This is a genomic window from Micromonospora phytophila (assembly GCF_023656545.1).
GTDB lineage: Bacteria > Actinomycetota > Actinomycetes > Mycobacteriales > Micromonosporaceae > Micromonospora > Micromonospora phytophila.
In genome coordinates, this window is the sequence record NZ_JAMOKF010000134.1 from 1 (window position 1) to 12,999 (window position 12,999).

Annotated in this window: 15 protein-coding genes; 6 read left to right on the plus strand and 9 right to left on the minus strand. The window is 73.2% G+C overall.

Features of this window, described 5'->3' with window-relative positions; genetic code table 11:
• Both NCC78_RS17105 and NCC78_RS17110 read left to right on the plus strand, forming a co-directional pair.
• On the plus strand, nt 1-344 hold a 344-nt coding region (locus NCC78_RS17105), incomplete at its 5' end, for a glycosyltransferase family 9 protein (protein WP_284706312.1).
• Nucleotides 328-1,311: a DNA topoisomerase IB gene (locus NCC78_RS17110; protein WP_250795592.1), complete on the plus strand. Its 984-nt coding sequence runs from the start codon at nt 328-330 to the stop codon at nt 1,309-1,311. The genes NCC78_RS17105 and NCC78_RS17110, both read left to right, overlap by 17 nt.
• 177 nt (nt 1,312-1,488) lie before the next feature.
• Here NCC78_RS17110 and NCC78_RS17115 read toward each other — a convergent pair whose 3' ends face one another.
• The 3 genes from NCC78_RS17115 to NCC78_RS17125 all read right to left on the minus strand — a co-directional run bounded on the left by NCC78_RS17115 (nt 1,489) and on the right by NCC78_RS17125 (nt 4,429).
• Complete coding sequence (locus NCC78_RS17115; protein ID WP_250795593.1) at nt 1,489-2,523, minus strand: AraC-like ligand-binding domain-containing protein; 1,035 nt, start codon at nt 2,521-2,523, stop codon at nt 1,489-1,491.
• Nucleotides 2,524-2,575: 52 nt separating this feature from the next.
• Nucleotides 2,576-3,583, minus strand: coding sequence for an AraC-like ligand-binding domain-containing protein (locus tag NCC78_RS17120; RefSeq protein WP_250795595.1), 1,008 nt, complete (start codon nt 3,581-3,583; stop codon nt 2,576-2,578).
• 90 nt (nt 3,584-3,673) lie between these two features.
• A complete protein-coding gene (locus tag NCC78_RS17125; RefSeq protein WP_250795596.1) occupies nt 3,674-4,429 on the minus strand; it encodes a TetR/AcrR family transcriptional regulator in 756 nt (251 codons plus the stop codon).
• Between the two features lie 101 nt (nt 4,430-4,530).
• On the opposite strand from NCC78_RS17125, the gene NCC78_RS17130 reads away from it, so the two are divergent.
• Nucleotides 4,531-5,496, plus strand: a complete 966-nt coding sequence (locus NCC78_RS17130) for an ATP-binding cassette domain-containing protein (RefSeq protein WP_250795598.1) — start codon at nt 4,531-4,533, stop codon at nt 5,494-5,496.
• Nucleotides 5,489-6,262, plus strand: a complete 774-nt coding sequence (locus NCC78_RS17135) for an ABC transporter permease (RefSeq protein ID WP_250795599.1) — start codon at nt 5,489-5,491, stop codon at nt 6,260-6,262. The genes NCC78_RS17130 and NCC78_RS17135 overlap by 8 nt, the downstream gene beginning before the upstream one ends.
• Nucleotides 6,263-6,368: 106 nt before the next feature.
• Here the strand turns inward: NCC78_RS17135 and NCC78_RS17140 are convergent, their stop codons facing one another.
• The 6 genes from NCC78_RS17140 to NCC78_RS17160 form a co-directional block, all read right to left on the minus strand.
• Nucleotides 6,369-6,872 carry a hypothetical protein gene (locus tag NCC78_RS17140; protein WP_250795600.1) on the minus strand — a complete coding sequence of 168 codons (504 nt, stop codon included), beginning with the start codon at nt 6,870-6,872 and terminating at the stop codon, nt 6,369-6,371.
• 89 nt (nt 6,873-6,961) lie between these two features.
• A complete protein-coding gene (locus NCC78_RS17145) occupies nt 6,962-8,593 on the minus strand; it encodes a RecQ family ATP-dependent DNA helicase (protein WP_250795602.1) in 1,632 nt (543 codons plus the stop codon).
• 102 nt (nt 8,594-8,695) lie between these two features.
• On the minus strand, nt 8,696-9,646 hold the full coding sequence (locus tag NCC78_RS17150; protein WP_250795603.1) for a TIGR03557 family F420-dependent LLM class oxidoreductase: 951 nt from the start codon (nt 9,644-9,646) through the stop codon (nt 8,696-8,698).
• Nucleotides 9,647-9,728: 82 nt separating this feature from the next.
• The gene (locus tag NCC78_RS32080) at nt 9,729-9,851 is read right to left on the minus strand and encodes a hypothetical protein (RefSeq protein ID WP_284706313.1); all 123 of its coding nucleotides are present in this window, start codon (nt 9,849-9,851) and stop codon (nt 9,729-9,731) included.
• Between the two features lie 10 nt (nt 9,852-9,861).
• The gene (gene tnpB, locus NCC78_RS17155) at nt 9,862-11,241 is read right to left on the minus strand and encodes an IS607 family element RNA-guided endonuclease TnpB (RefSeq protein ID WP_250795604.1); all 1,380 of its coding nucleotides are present in this window, start codon (nt 11,239-11,241) and stop codon (nt 9,862-9,864) included.
• On the minus strand, nt 11,238-11,822 hold the full coding sequence (locus NCC78_RS17160; protein WP_250795605.1) for an IS607 family transposase: 585 nt from the start codon (nt 11,820-11,822) through the stop codon (nt 11,238-11,240). The genes tnpB and NCC78_RS17160 overlap by 4 nt, the downstream gene beginning before the upstream one ends.
• A 196-nt stretch (nt 11,823-12,018) precedes the next feature.
• Here NCC78_RS17160 and NCC78_RS32085 point away from each other — a divergent pair, with 196 nt between their 5' ends.
• Together NCC78_RS32085 and NCC78_RS17165 are read left to right on the plus strand one after the other, a co-directional pair.
• Nucleotides 12,019-12,141 carry a hypothetical protein gene (locus tag NCC78_RS32085; protein ID WP_284706314.1) on the plus strand — a complete coding sequence of 41 codons (123 nt, stop codon included), beginning with the start codon at nt 12,019-12,021 and terminating at the stop codon, nt 12,139-12,141.
• Nucleotides 12,138-12,999, plus strand: an 862-nt coding sequence (locus NCC78_RS17165; RefSeq protein WP_284706315.1) for a glycoside hydrolase family 3 protein, incomplete at its 3' end; no start/stop codon positions are given. The genes NCC78_RS32085 and NCC78_RS17165, both read left to right, overlap by 4 nt.

The following is a 12,999-nucleotide window of genomic DNA, read 5'->3' on the forward strand; positions in this document are numbered from 1 at the left end:
TGCCTGCCGCGGCGGTGCTGGCCGGCCGGACGGACCTGGCCGCGCTGGCCGCCCTGGTCGCGGACGGCCGGCTGGTGGTCAGCGGGGACACCGGGGTGGCGCACCTGGCCACCGGCTACGGCACCGCCTCGGTGGTGCTCTTCGGCCCGGTCCCGCCGGCTCGTTGGGGCCCGCCGCCGGAGCGGCCCCGGCACCGGGCGCTGTGGGCCGGCGCACGCGATTGGCCGAGGTGGGACGGGGTAGGAAGCCATCCGACGTTGGCGGGCATCGAAGTCGACGAGGTGCTGGCCGCCGTGGACGAGGTGGAACAGGCGGTGCGGGTCTCCGGTGCGGTTGCGGCGTAGTGATCCGGGCAGGCCGGGGTACGGACGCCGCCGGCGCGGCGAGGGCTGGCTCTTCGTCGACCCGGCGGGCGAGCCGGTCCGGGACCCGGACACGGTGGCCCGGCTGGGGGACCTGGTCATCCCGCCCGCCTGGCAGGACGTGTGGATCTCGCCGTACCCGAACGGGCACATCCAGGCCACCGGGATCGACGCGGCCGGCCGCAAGCAGTACCTCTACCACCCGAAGTGGCGCGAGAAGCGGGACGAGGCGAAGTTCGACCACGTGCTGTCGGTGGCCCGCCGGCTGCCGGTGCTGCGCGAGCGGGTGGAGCAGGACCTCTCAGGTCGGGGGCTCAACCGGGACCGCGTGCTGGCCACGGTGACCCGGCTGCTGGACATGGGCATGTTCCGGGTCGGCAGCGACCAGTACGCGTCCGGCGACGACCCGACCTTCGGCGTCTCCACCCTGCGCCCCGAGCACGCCCGCTCCCGGCGCGGCTGCGTGGTCTTCGAGTTCCCGGCCAAGGGCGGCATCGAGCAGGTACGCCGGATCGAGGACCCGGAGCTGTGTCGGGTGCTGACGAACCTGCGCCGCCGGCGGCGGCAGGCCGACCGGCTCTTCGGCTACTGGGACGGCCGGGACTGGCGGGACGTGCGCAGCGACGAGGTCAACGAGTACCTGCGGGTCTCCAGCGGCGGGGAGATGACCGCGAAGGACTTCCGTACCTGGCACGCCACGGTGCTGGCGGCGACCGAGTTGGCGACGGTGGGCGTGCAGCGCTCCGCCACGGCCCGGAAGAAGGCGGTCGTCACGGTGATGCGGGAGGTCGCCGATCTGCTGGGGAACACCCCGACGGTGGCACGCACGTCCTACGTCGACCCGCGCGTGGTCGACCTCTACCACGACGGTGTGGTGGCGCCGGTGGACCCACGGGCAGGGCGCGAGGAGGCCGAGCGGGTGGTGTTGGAGCTGTTGGAGGAGGCCTGACCGGCTCCGTCGTCGGTCCTGGGGGGAAGAGCGACGGAGCCGGGGTTCAGGACGTCCTCCGGGCTCACCGGGCGGCCGCCCGCCGCCGCTGCGGACGGCGGGCGCCTCGCCACGGCCCCCGTTGGCGACCGACCCTGCCGGCGCCGATGGCGTCGTCGGGGTCGACCGCGTTGGATGTCAGTCTGCCTGGCCCGGGTTGACCATGGACGCCGAGCGGTTGACTATCCGTGCCGGCTCGGACTGGTTGCCGCGCCAGGTCTGCGGCGTCATGCCGTGCGCCGCGCGGAACACCCGGCTGAAGTGGGCCTTGTCCGGGAACCCCCACCGCGCCGCGATGGTCTGGATCGGGACGGAACGCAGGCCCGGATCGGCGAGGTCGTGCCGGCACCGGGCCAGCCGCAGGTCACGGATGTACGACGCGACGGTCGACTCCTCGGCCTCGAAGAGCCGGTGCAGCGAGCGCAGCGAGATGTGGTGCGCGTCCGCCACCACCTGGGGGCTCAGCGTCGCGTCGCCGAGGTGACGCTGGATGTACGCCTGCACCTGGGTGACCAGCGCACGCCGGCGTACCTCCGTCGGCACGGCGTCCTCGGCCACCAGGTGTCGACCGAGCATGGTGGCGACCAGGTCGAGCCCGACCGTGCCGAGCCGGGTGGCGTCGGCGGCGTGGTACTGCTCGGGGTGGTGGCTCACCTGGGTGAGGAACTGGGCCAGCAGCGCGCCGATCCCCTCGGTGCCCGACATCCGTCCGCCGAAGAGGGTCGAGAGCCGGTCGGCCGGCAGCGGCAGCGCGGCGTGCGGGATGATCGCCACCACGGACCTGGCCAGCTGCCGACCGTCGTCTCCGCCGCGGTGGCGGACCTCGTGCTGGCGGGATCCGTCGTAGAAGGTGAACTCGCCGGGCCCCAGCGCGCTGCGCTGGCCGGCCTGACTGGCCTCGCCCTCGCCGACGGTGGTGAGCGCGAGCACGTAGAGCTCCGGGTCCGACTGCCGTAACAGCTTGCGGGTGCGGGTGCCGTCCAGTGACGGGTACCGGTAGCTGACCAGCTGGATCGGGCCGAGGTCGACGAACTCGGCGCGGGCGGTGAAGTCGTGCGCGTGGTCGGTGCGGATCCGCAGCGGCGCGGCCGTCCGGGCGACCAGTTCGAGCCACATCCCGAACCGGTCGGCCGCCGCCACCTGTTCGGTGTCGACCGTGCTCCGCGGCAGCATCGGCGCCTCCCGTTCCTCCGGCCGGTCCGGCCGTCCATGTCCACCTGACCGGTCACCGGTCCGGCGACGATCCCGGTCCCGTGTGCAGATCCCGGTACGCCTGCGGGCCCGTCCCGTAGGCGGCCCGGAAGAGCCGGCTGAAGTGCGCCCGGTCGGTGAACCCCCAGCGTCGGGCGATCCGGTGCACGGGCTGATGGCGCAGGAGCGGGTCGGTCAGGTCCCGCCGGCAGCGCTCGAGCCGGCGCCGTCGGATGAGCCCGGCGACAGTGTCCTCCTCCGCGGCGAAGAGCCGGTGCAGCGTCCGCAGGGACAGGTGGTGCGCCTCGGCGACGACGCTGGGGGAGAGCGTCGGGTCGCCCAGGTGCCGGTCGATGAAGGCGCGGACCCGGGTCAGCGTCGCCTGCTGCCGGACGTCGACCGGGAGGTCGTCCTCGGCGTCGAGGTGATGGGCGAGCAGCGTGGCCACCAGATTGAGGGTGAGGTCGGCCAGGCGGGGCGCGTCGGCGGCGCGGAACTGCTCCGGGTGAGAGGTGATCTGGTTGAGATGCAGCGCCAGCAGGGCTCCCGGCCCTTCGGTGCCGGACATCCGGGCCGCGGTGAGTCGGTCGACCCGGTCGGGGTGCACCGGCAGCAGCGCCCGCGGGATCACGGCGGTGACGGACGCGGCACGCTCCGGCCCGCCCCCGATGCTGTGGTGCACCAGCCGGTGCGGCCGCCCCCAGTCGAGCAGCGTGAAGTCCAGGCTGGCCAGCGGGGTGTCCCGGCGGCGGGCGCTGATCGCACTCGTCCCGGTCAGGGTCAACGCGATTTGGTACAGCTCCGGGTCCTCCTGCCGGATCAGCCGGGGGGTCCGTTGCCCGGTCAGCGACTGGTAGCGGAACCGGGTGAGCTGGATGCCGCCGAGGTCGACGATGCGGGAGCTGGCCCGGAAGTCCGCCGCGTGGTCGCTGTCGAGGGCGATCGGCGCGGACGTCCGCGCCGCGATGTCCAGGAAGTACGGCCACCGGTCGGCGGACGGCAGCCGCGTGGTGTCCAGGGTCTCCGCGCGCAGCACCGTCATCAGCACCTCCCGTCCGTGCGCCGTTTTCCATTGTCGACCACGCCTGCCGGACGCGCGGGGCGCGGTGGGGTCATCGTCGCGGCGGTCGCGTCAGCCGGTGGAGCGGGCACGGACCAGCACCTCGATGCCGTCGAGCACCCGGTCCAGGCCGAACCGCCACTCCGCGTCGAACTCCTCCTCGTCGTCGTCGGCGACGCCCTCGGCCAGCAGGTCCCGGATCTCCGGGTACGGGCCGTGCCGGGTCAACCGGGTCAGCTGCTGCCAGTAGCGCACGCCGACCTGCTCCGGGCTCAGCCCCGCCCGGGTGGCCGCCTCGGCGATGTCGGCGGTGAGCGTGGCCCAGTTCCGGGCGTACCCGCTGATCAGCAGGATCGCCGAGAGCCGCTCGGTGCCGCGCAGGCCGGTGCCCCGCAGCGCGGCCAGCCCGTGTTCCATCCAGCGCACCTGGTTCGGCCCCATCGGGGGGCCGCCGACCGGGACGTGCCGGCTCCAGGGGTGGCGGCGCACCGCGGTCACGTTCGCCTCCGCCCAGCGGGCCAGTGCCGACCGCCAGCCCTCGTCGGGGCCGCGGACCGCCGGTGGTTCCCCGTACGCCGCGTCGGCCATCAGGTCGAGCAGGTCGTTCTTGGCGGAGACGTAGCGGTACAGCGACATGGTCGCCACGCCCAGCTCGCCCGCGACCCGGCTCATCGAGACCGCCGCCAGGCCGTCCGCCTCGGCGATCCGGATGCCGGCGGTCACCACCTGGTCCAGGGTGAGGCTGCGCCGCGGGCCCTTTCCGGGGCGTTCCCGCAGGCCCCAGGCGATCTCGATGCTCTCGGGCAGTTCGACGTCCGGGTCGCTCATCCTCACCTCTCGGTCCGCTTCTTGACCGTCATCCTAGCTTCTGCGTATCGTCTACGCAGTACAGCGTATGACATACGCAGAAGATGGAGGGGGAGAGGCGAATGGGGACAGCACCTCCGGCGGTGGAGACCGTCGAGCTACGCAAGTCCTACGGTGGGACCGTCGTGCTCGACGGCCTCACCATGCGGGTGGCCCGTGGCAGCGTGTACGCGCTGCTCGGCCCGAACGGGGCGGGCAAGACCACGACGGTGCGGATCCTGGCCACGCTCACCGCCCCCGACGGCGGCGCCGCCCGGGTGGACGGTCACGACGTGGTCCGCGACCGGCGCCGCGTGCGGCGGGTGATCAGCCTGGCCGGCCAGCACGCGGCGCTGGACGACCAGCAGACCGGCACGGAGAACCTGGAGATGATGGCCCGGCTGGCCGGGCTGACCCGGGCCCGGGCCCGGCGCCGTGTGGCCGACCTGGTGGAGCGCTTCGACCTGGTGGAGGCCGCCGCGCGGCGGGTGGCGACCTGCTCCGGCGGGACGCGCCGCCGACTCGACCTGGCCGCCAGCCTGGTCGGTGAGCCGTCGGTGATCTTCCTCGACGAGCCGACCACCGGCCTGGACCCGCGCAGCCGGCAGGGCCTCTGGGAGGTCGTCGGCGAGCTGGCCGGCGCCGGGGTGACCGTGCTGCTCACCACCCAGTACCTGGAGGAGGCCGACCGGCTCGCCGACCGGATCGCGGTGCTGCACGGTGGCCGCCTCGCCGCCGAGGGCACCGCGAGCGAGCTCAAGCACCGGTTCGGCGCACACCGCCTGGAGTTGACGATGCGCGACGCGGAGAGCTTCGCCGACGCCGCCCACCGCCTGGGTGACCGGGTCACCCGCCGCGAGCCGGCCCGACTCGAACTCGGGGTCACCACCGACGGCAGCGCGCCGCAGGTCCGCGACCTGCTCGACGAGGTCGACCCCGGTCGGCGGGGGCTCGCCCGCTTCACCGTCCGGGAGGCGACCCTGGACGACGTCTTCCTCACCCTCACCGGCCGCCCGGTGACCGTCGACCGGGAGGTGGCCGGTGTCTGAGACGACCACCCGGCCCGTGTTCGCCGCCGATGCGCTGATCATGATCGGCCGCTGCGTACGGCTGTCCCGACGCAACGTCGACGCGCTGCTGACCTCGCTGCTGTTGCCGGTGATCCTGATGCTGCTCTTCGTCTACCTGTTCGGCGGGGCCATCGACACCGGCACCCGGTACGTCACCTACGTGGTGCCCGGCGTGCTGCTGCTCTGCGCCGGCTTCGGGGCGGCGAGCACGGCGGTCAGCGTCACCACCGACCTGACCAACGGGGTGGTCGAGCGGTTCCGCACGATGGACGTCAGCCCCACCGCGATCCTCGGCGGCCACGTCGTCGCCAGCGTCGTCCGCAACTCCGTCTCCACGGTGCTGGTGCTGGCGGTCGCCGTCGGCATCGGGTTCCGCCCGGCCTTCGACCCGCTGCGCTGGACGGCCGCCGCCGGGGTGCTGCTGCTGTTCCTGCTGGCCGTGTCCTGGCTGTCGGCCGCGTTCGGCCTGCTGGCCCGGACCCCGGAGGCGGCCGGCGGCTTCACCTTCCTGGTGATGTTCCTGCCCTACCCGAGCAGCGCCTTCGTGCCGGTGGAGACCATGCCGAGCTGGCTGCGCGGCTTCGCCGACCACCAGCCGGTCACCCCGGTCATCGAGACCCTGCGGGCGATGCTGCTCGGCACCCCGGCAGGCTCGGCGCCGGCGAGGGCGGTGGCCTGGTGCCTCGGCATCCTCGCGGTCGCGGTGCTCCTCGCCGCCGTGCTCTTCCGCCGCCGCGTCGCCTGAGTTCCCGGCCGCGCCGATCCGGATCGGCAGCCAGCGGTCCCCTCGACCGCGCCGGACGACGACGGCGGCGCCGGACCCCTCGTCCGACGCCGCCGTCATCGTCGTCTCAGTCGTTGAGCACCTGGGAAAGCCGGTCGCGGAAGCGCCGCTCGGAGTCGCTGACCACGTCCCCGCCGATGCCGAGGATGCCGCCGCTGGCGGCCGCCCCCACCACCTGCTCGGCGATCTCCACCAGCCAGTGCTTGTACGCGCCCGCCTCGCCCTCGTCCACCTTGGCGGCCAGCAGCGCCGACGCCGCCTTGGCCCGGCCCAGCACGTCCTCCAGGTAGGCCCGGGGTTCGGACGGCGCGATGACCGGCAGCTCCTCACCGGCCTCCGGGTCGCCGACCCGGGAGACGATCTCCCCGGCCACGGCGGCGACCAGCGGGTTGGCCGACTCCCGACCCGCGGCGATGGTCTCCAGGCCGGCCGCGTTCTCGGCCATCGTGCGCCGGGTGCTGTCGGACTCGGCGGCGCTCGCCGCGGTCAGCACCGACTGCGGCAGGCCGACGAGCAGCCCCCACTCGTCGTCGGAGAATCCGAACCCGGTGTACGCCGGCTGCTCGATCACGGCAACGCCCCTTCCGCCCTGTCCTGCTTGCTTGTCATCCACGTCGTCGGCATGCGCGCCGACGCAGGCGGCGCGTTGCCCGGCTCAGGCTAGTCCAGCGTCAGCAGGCCCTGTTCGGACACCACGCTGACGGACAGCGTCTTGTACCCCACCTCGTCGAAGAGAACCGTCATCCGGTCCTCCTCGTAGCTGAGCACCAGGCCGGGGCCCCACTCCGGGTGCCGGACCTGGCTGTGCACCGGGAACGGTCCGACGGCGCCGTTGTCGGCGGTGCTGGTCCCGGCGTGGCAGTTGTCGCAGTGCCCACAGACCTCGGTCATCTGCTCACCGAAGTAGGCCAGCAGCGTCTGTCCCCGGCAGGCGGTGGTCTCGGCGAAGGCCCGCATCATGTCGGTGCGGGAGCGGGTGACGCTCTGCTGCCGTTCCGCCTCGGCCAGCGCGGCGGCCGCGGCGTCGACCGGCGCGGGGGAGTAGCGGGGCGCGCCGATGCGCTGCTTGGCCCGGGGCTCGGCCGCGCCAACCTGCTCCAGCAGGGCGAGGTACTGCCCGAGCTTGCGCGGGCCGAGGCCGGTCACCTCGCGCAGCTCCTTCTTGGTGAACGCCTTCTTGCGCAGCAGCGCGGACAGGTCGCGCAGCTCGGTCTCGTCCGGCAGGCCGCCGCTGAAGAAGCGCTGCAACCCGACGTCCTCGGCCTGCCAGAGCAGCAGCACCCGCGCCGGCTCGCCGTCTCGGCCGGCGCGGCCGATCTCCTGGAAGTAGCTGTCCGGCGAGTCCGGCAGTGCCATGTGCACCACCCAGGCGATGTTCGGCTTGTCGATGCCCATGCCGAACGCCGAGGTGGCCACCATGATCGGCACCTGGTCGGCGAGGAACGCCTCGTGCAGCTCGTTGCGGGCCCCGGCGGCCATCCCCCCGTGGTAGCACTGTGCCGGGTAGCCGGCGTCGGTGAGCCGGGCTGCCAGCTCCTCTGCGGAGCGCCGGGTCGGCACGTAGATGATGCCGGGCCGCTCGTCGTCGCGGAGCAGCGTGATCAGCCGCCGCCACCGGTAGTCCTCGGTGGGGCAGTGGGCCACCTCCAGGAACAGGTTCGGCCGGTCCAGCCCGGAGACCACCACCTCGGGCTCGCGCAGCCGGAGCCGGGCGATGATGTCGTCGCGCACCGGCGGGGAGGCGGTGGCGGTCAGCGCGACCACCGGCGGCCGGCCGATGCCGTCGATGAGGTGACCCAGCGCCAGGTAATCGGGGCGGAAGTCGTGCCCCCAGGCGGAGATGCAGTGCGCCTCGTCGATCGCCACCAGCGCCGGCTTCAGCGACCTGACCTCGGCCATCCGATCGGGGTTGGCGAGCTGCTCCGGGGTGATGAAGAGGAACTCCGCACGCCCGTCGCGGATCTCGGCGATCGCCTCGGCCTGCTGCGCCGGCGACTCGTCCGAGCTGATCCGTACCGCGCGCAGCTCGGGGCGTTGCCGCTCGTTGAGCGCCGCGATCTGGTCCTGCTGGAGGGCGAGCAGCGGGGAGATCACCACGGTCGGGCCGGGGATCAGGCTGGCCGGGATCTGGTAGATCGCCGACTTGCCGGCGCCGGTGGGGAGGACCACCAGGGCGTCGCGGCGCTTCATCACCGCCCGCATGGCGGCCAGTTGGTTGGGCCGCAACGTGGTCCAGCCGAAGAGGCTCCGCGCCGCGCGGCGCAACGTCATCGAGTGCGTGGTCAGCTTCATCGAGGGCCGGAGGTACCCGGGCTGACCAGCGGCGAAACCGCTGCACGGCGTCGTCCCCGCCCGGCGCCTGACGGCGTGGTCCGGCGCCCGGGGCTCCGGCGGTCACCGCAGGCGGGGGAGCACCTCGCGCTGGTAGAGGTCGAGCAGCCCCTGCCAGTTGGGGCCGGTGTTGGCCACGTAGACCTCGTCGAAGCCGGCCTTGGCGTACTGGTCGAGCTGCGCCAGGTGCGCGTCGACGTCCCGGCCGCAGACGAACGCCTCCTTCATCATCTCCGGCTTGACCAGCTGCGCGGCCTGCTCGAAGTGGCGGGGCGACGGAAGCACCTGGGACAGCTCTCCGGGCACCCCGGCGTTGGGCCAGCGCTCGTACGCGATCCGCATCCCCTCCTCCTCGGTGTCGGCGTACGCCGCCTTGAAGCCGGCCTGGCACGGCTTGTCGCCACCGCCGCCCTTCCGGAAGCGCTGGACCATCTCCGCCTCCGGCGCCACGTTGACGTAGCCGTCGCCGATCCGGGCGGCCAGGTCGATCGACTTGGGGCCGAAGCCGGAGACGTAGACCGGCGGGGGAGTGTCCGGCAGCGTGTAGACCCGGGCGTGCTCCACGGTGTAGTGCTTGCCGTGGTGGTTGACGAAGTCGCCCTGCCACAGCTCGCGCATCACCCCGATCGCCTCCTCCAGCATCTCCAGCCGCACGTCGGTCTGCGGCCAGGCGTCGCCGAGGATGTGCTCGTTGAGCGCCTCCCCGGAGCCGACGCCGAGCACGAAGCGCCCTTCGTGCAGGACCGCGCTGGTCGCCGCCGCCTGGGCGAGCACCGCCGGGTGGATGCGCACGGTCGGGCAGGTGACGGCGGTGGTGACCGGGAGCCGGCAGACCTGGCTGAGCGCGCCGATCACCGACCAGACGAAGGCGCTCTGCCCCTGGGCGTCCGTCCACGGGTGGTAGTGGTCGGAGATCCACAGGGCCTCGAAGCCGGCCCGCTCGGCGCCGCGCGCCTGCTCCAGCAACTCGGCCGGCGTGTACTCCTCGCAGGACAGAAAATATCCGATCCTCATGCTTCCCCCTCGCCGCGTTTGCCTGTTCAACGACGCAGGCGGTACCCCGGTGGCCGCCGCCGAACGGACCGGCGCGGGGTCTTCAGCGTTTGAACATCGCGCGGATCGCGGCGAGCAGGAGCAGGCCGCCGACGACCAGGCCGAGCAGGCGTACGCCGGGGATGTCGGCCGGGCTCGTCGCGTCGGCCAGCAGCACGAAATCCATCCGTTACCTCTCAGTGCGCTTTGGTGAGCACACGGTCAGTAGTCCCGCCTTGCGGTGGGACGGTCCCGGTCTGACCGGCGGATGCCGTGCCGGGTTGACGCTTCGCGGCCACCTGCCCGCGGATGCGGGTCTTCTGGTCGGCTCCACGTCCTGCCACCGGGCCACTCCCGGCGGTGTCGTACTCGGCCGCGAGGGCGGCGAGGTTGCGTGCGGCGTTGAGGTCCCGGTCGAGGACCAGGCCGCACGGCTGGCAGTGGTATTCGCGCTCGGAGAGGGCCAGCTTGGTTTTCACCGTGCCGCATTCCGAGCAGGTCTTGCTGGAGGGGTACCAGCGGTCGGCGACGTGCAGTCGGCCGCCGTTCCATGTGGTCTTGTAGGCGAGTTGCCGGCGGATCTCGGCGAAGCCGGCGTCGCAGATGTGCCGGGCCAGGCGCCGGTTGGCCAGCATGCCGGTGACGTTGAGGTCCTCGACCACGACGGTGTCGTGCTCGCGGGTGAGCCGGGTGGTGAGCTTGTGCAGGCCGTCACGGCGCAGGTTAGCCACCCGGGCGTGTGCCCGGCCCAGCCGCGCCTGGGCGCGCTGCCACCGCTTCGACGGGTGCTGGCCGGTGCGCCGGTCGGGGCCGGTCTTGCGTGACAGCGCCCGGCCGAGCCCGCGAAGGCGACGCTGGGCGTCGCCGAGGTGGCGCGGGTTCGGCACCACCTCGCCGGTGGACAGCACGGCGAGGTTTTTGATACCGACGTCGACACCGACCGTCGAGCCAGTGCGGGCCGGCACCCGGCCGGCGCGATCGACTTCGACGGTGTACGAGACGTGCCAGCGTCCGCCGTCGCGGCGCACCGTGGCGGACATGATCCGGGCGGTGCCGTTGTCGAGGCGGCGGGCCAGCTTGCGGGCGGACTCGTGTAGCTTCAGCCGGCCCAGCCGCGGCAGCACCACGTGCATCCGGTCCGGCTCGATGCGGATCGCGCCGGTCGTGAACCGCACGCTCGCGGTGCTGCGGCGTCGGGACTTGTACCGGGGAAACCCGGCCGGCCGGCCGGCCCGTCTCCCGGTGCGCGAGTCGACCCAATTCTTCAACCCACGGGCGAGCGCATCCAGGCCGGTGTTGAACGCCTCCTTCGACACCTCCGGCCACCACGGCGCGACCTCGGCCTTCGCGGCGTTCCACGCCTTGCGCAGCGCGGGCAGCGACCACGACATGCTCTCGGTGAGCTGGCCGTCCGGCACACCGTACGAGCGTTCCGCCGTCCGCTGATCCATGACGGCCTTGACCCTGGCCAGTGCCCAGTTGTGGGCGACGCGGGCCGCCCCGGCGTGCGCGAGTACCGCGCGTTGCTGCACCGCGCTCAGATCCAGGGCGAATCGGTACGCCTGGATGGTCTTCATGCCGGCTGGTCCGCTCCGGTGGCGGCCTCGACTGCACGGCGGGCCCGGTTTGCCGCCGCGCGGCGGCCATACAGACGGGCGCACAGTGACGTCAGAATCTCGGTGACGTCGCCGACCAGGTCGTCGTCGACCTCGGCCGGGTCGACGACCAGCAGCCGGCGGCCCTGCGCTGACAGCGCGGCCTCGACATACTCCGCGCCGAACCGGGCGAACCGGTCGCGACGCTCGACCACGATCGTCGACACGGCCGGGTCGCGCAGCAAACCGAGGAACTTCGTCCGGTGCCCGTTCAGCGCCGAACCGACCTCGGTCACCACCCGCGACACCGCGAAGTGCCGCCCGGTCGCCCACGTGGTGACCCGGGCAACCTGCCGATCCAGGTCCGGCTTCTGATCGGCCGACGACACCCGGGCGTACACCACCACCTGCCCGGCATCGGCGACCGCACCGGTCACCGGCTCACCCACCATGATCAGCCGGCCGAGCCGGTAGGAGGGAACGGGCAACGTTCCGGCCTCGTAACGACGACGCGCGGTCGCATACGAGACCCCAGTCGCCGCTGCCCATTCCTTCAAGTTCACCCCGTCACTCTAGCTAACTACTGAGCGCTCAAGCCGAGCCGACACGCCACTAGCTAGTAGCCCTGCACTATCCCACGTCCGTGCCCCAGGGCAACTGTAAGGTTTCTTGACTATTCGATCGCGCGGTGTGACCATGTCAGCACCGCCGCCGGTGGCGGGCCGCCGGGCGCGGAGAAGACGGGGGTACGACGACCGCATGAGCGAGCGAATCACCAGCCACGACGCCGGCAGGCCGGTGACCGGGGCCAGCGGGCGGACCACGGGACACCGCGACAGGACGCCGCACGCCGCCACCGGAGCGCGCGAGGCGGCGGCGTGAGCGCCCCCGCCGGCGAGCTGGCCGCCCTGGCCGCCGCCGTCCTGCAGCCCGGCTTCGTCGGCACCACCCCACCGCCCTGGATCTGCCGCTGGCTCGGCGAGGGCCTCGGCTCCGTGGTGCTCTTCGCCCGCAACGTGGTCGACCCGGCGCAGCTGGCCTCGCTCACCGCCACCCTGCGGGCCGAACGCCCGGACGTCATCGTCGCCATCGACGAGGAGGCCGGCGACGTCACCCGGATCGAGTCCGCCCGGGGCAGCTCCCGACCCGGCAACTTCGCCCTCGGCGCGGTGGACGACCCGGCGCTGACCGAGGAGGTGGCCCGCGACCTCGGCGTCGAGCTGGCCGCGCTCGGGATCACCCTGAACTACGCCCCTGACGCCGACGTCAACTCCAACCCGGACAACCCGGTGATCGGCGTCCGCTCCTTCGGCGCCGAGCCGGCGCTGGTCGCCCGGCACACCGCCGCCTGGGTACGCGGCCTGCAGGCCGGCGGGGTCGCCGCCTGCGCCAAGCACTTCCCCGGGCACGGCGACACCCGGGTCGACTCGCACCACGACCTGCCCCGGATCACCGCCGACCGGGCCCGTCTCGACGCCGTCGAGCTGGCCCCGTTCCGGGCCGCCGTGGCCGCCGGGGTGCAGGCGATGATGACCGGCCACCTGCTGGTGCCGGCGTTGGACCCGGAGCTGCCCGCCACCCTCAGCGGTCGGATCCTCGGCGGGCTGCTCCGCGACGAGCTGGGCTTCTGCGGGGTCGTGGTGACCGACGCGGTGGAGATGCGGGCGGTCGCCGACCGGTACGGCTTCGCCGGCGCGGCGGTGCGGGCCCTGGCGGCCGGCGCCGACGCGATCTGCATCG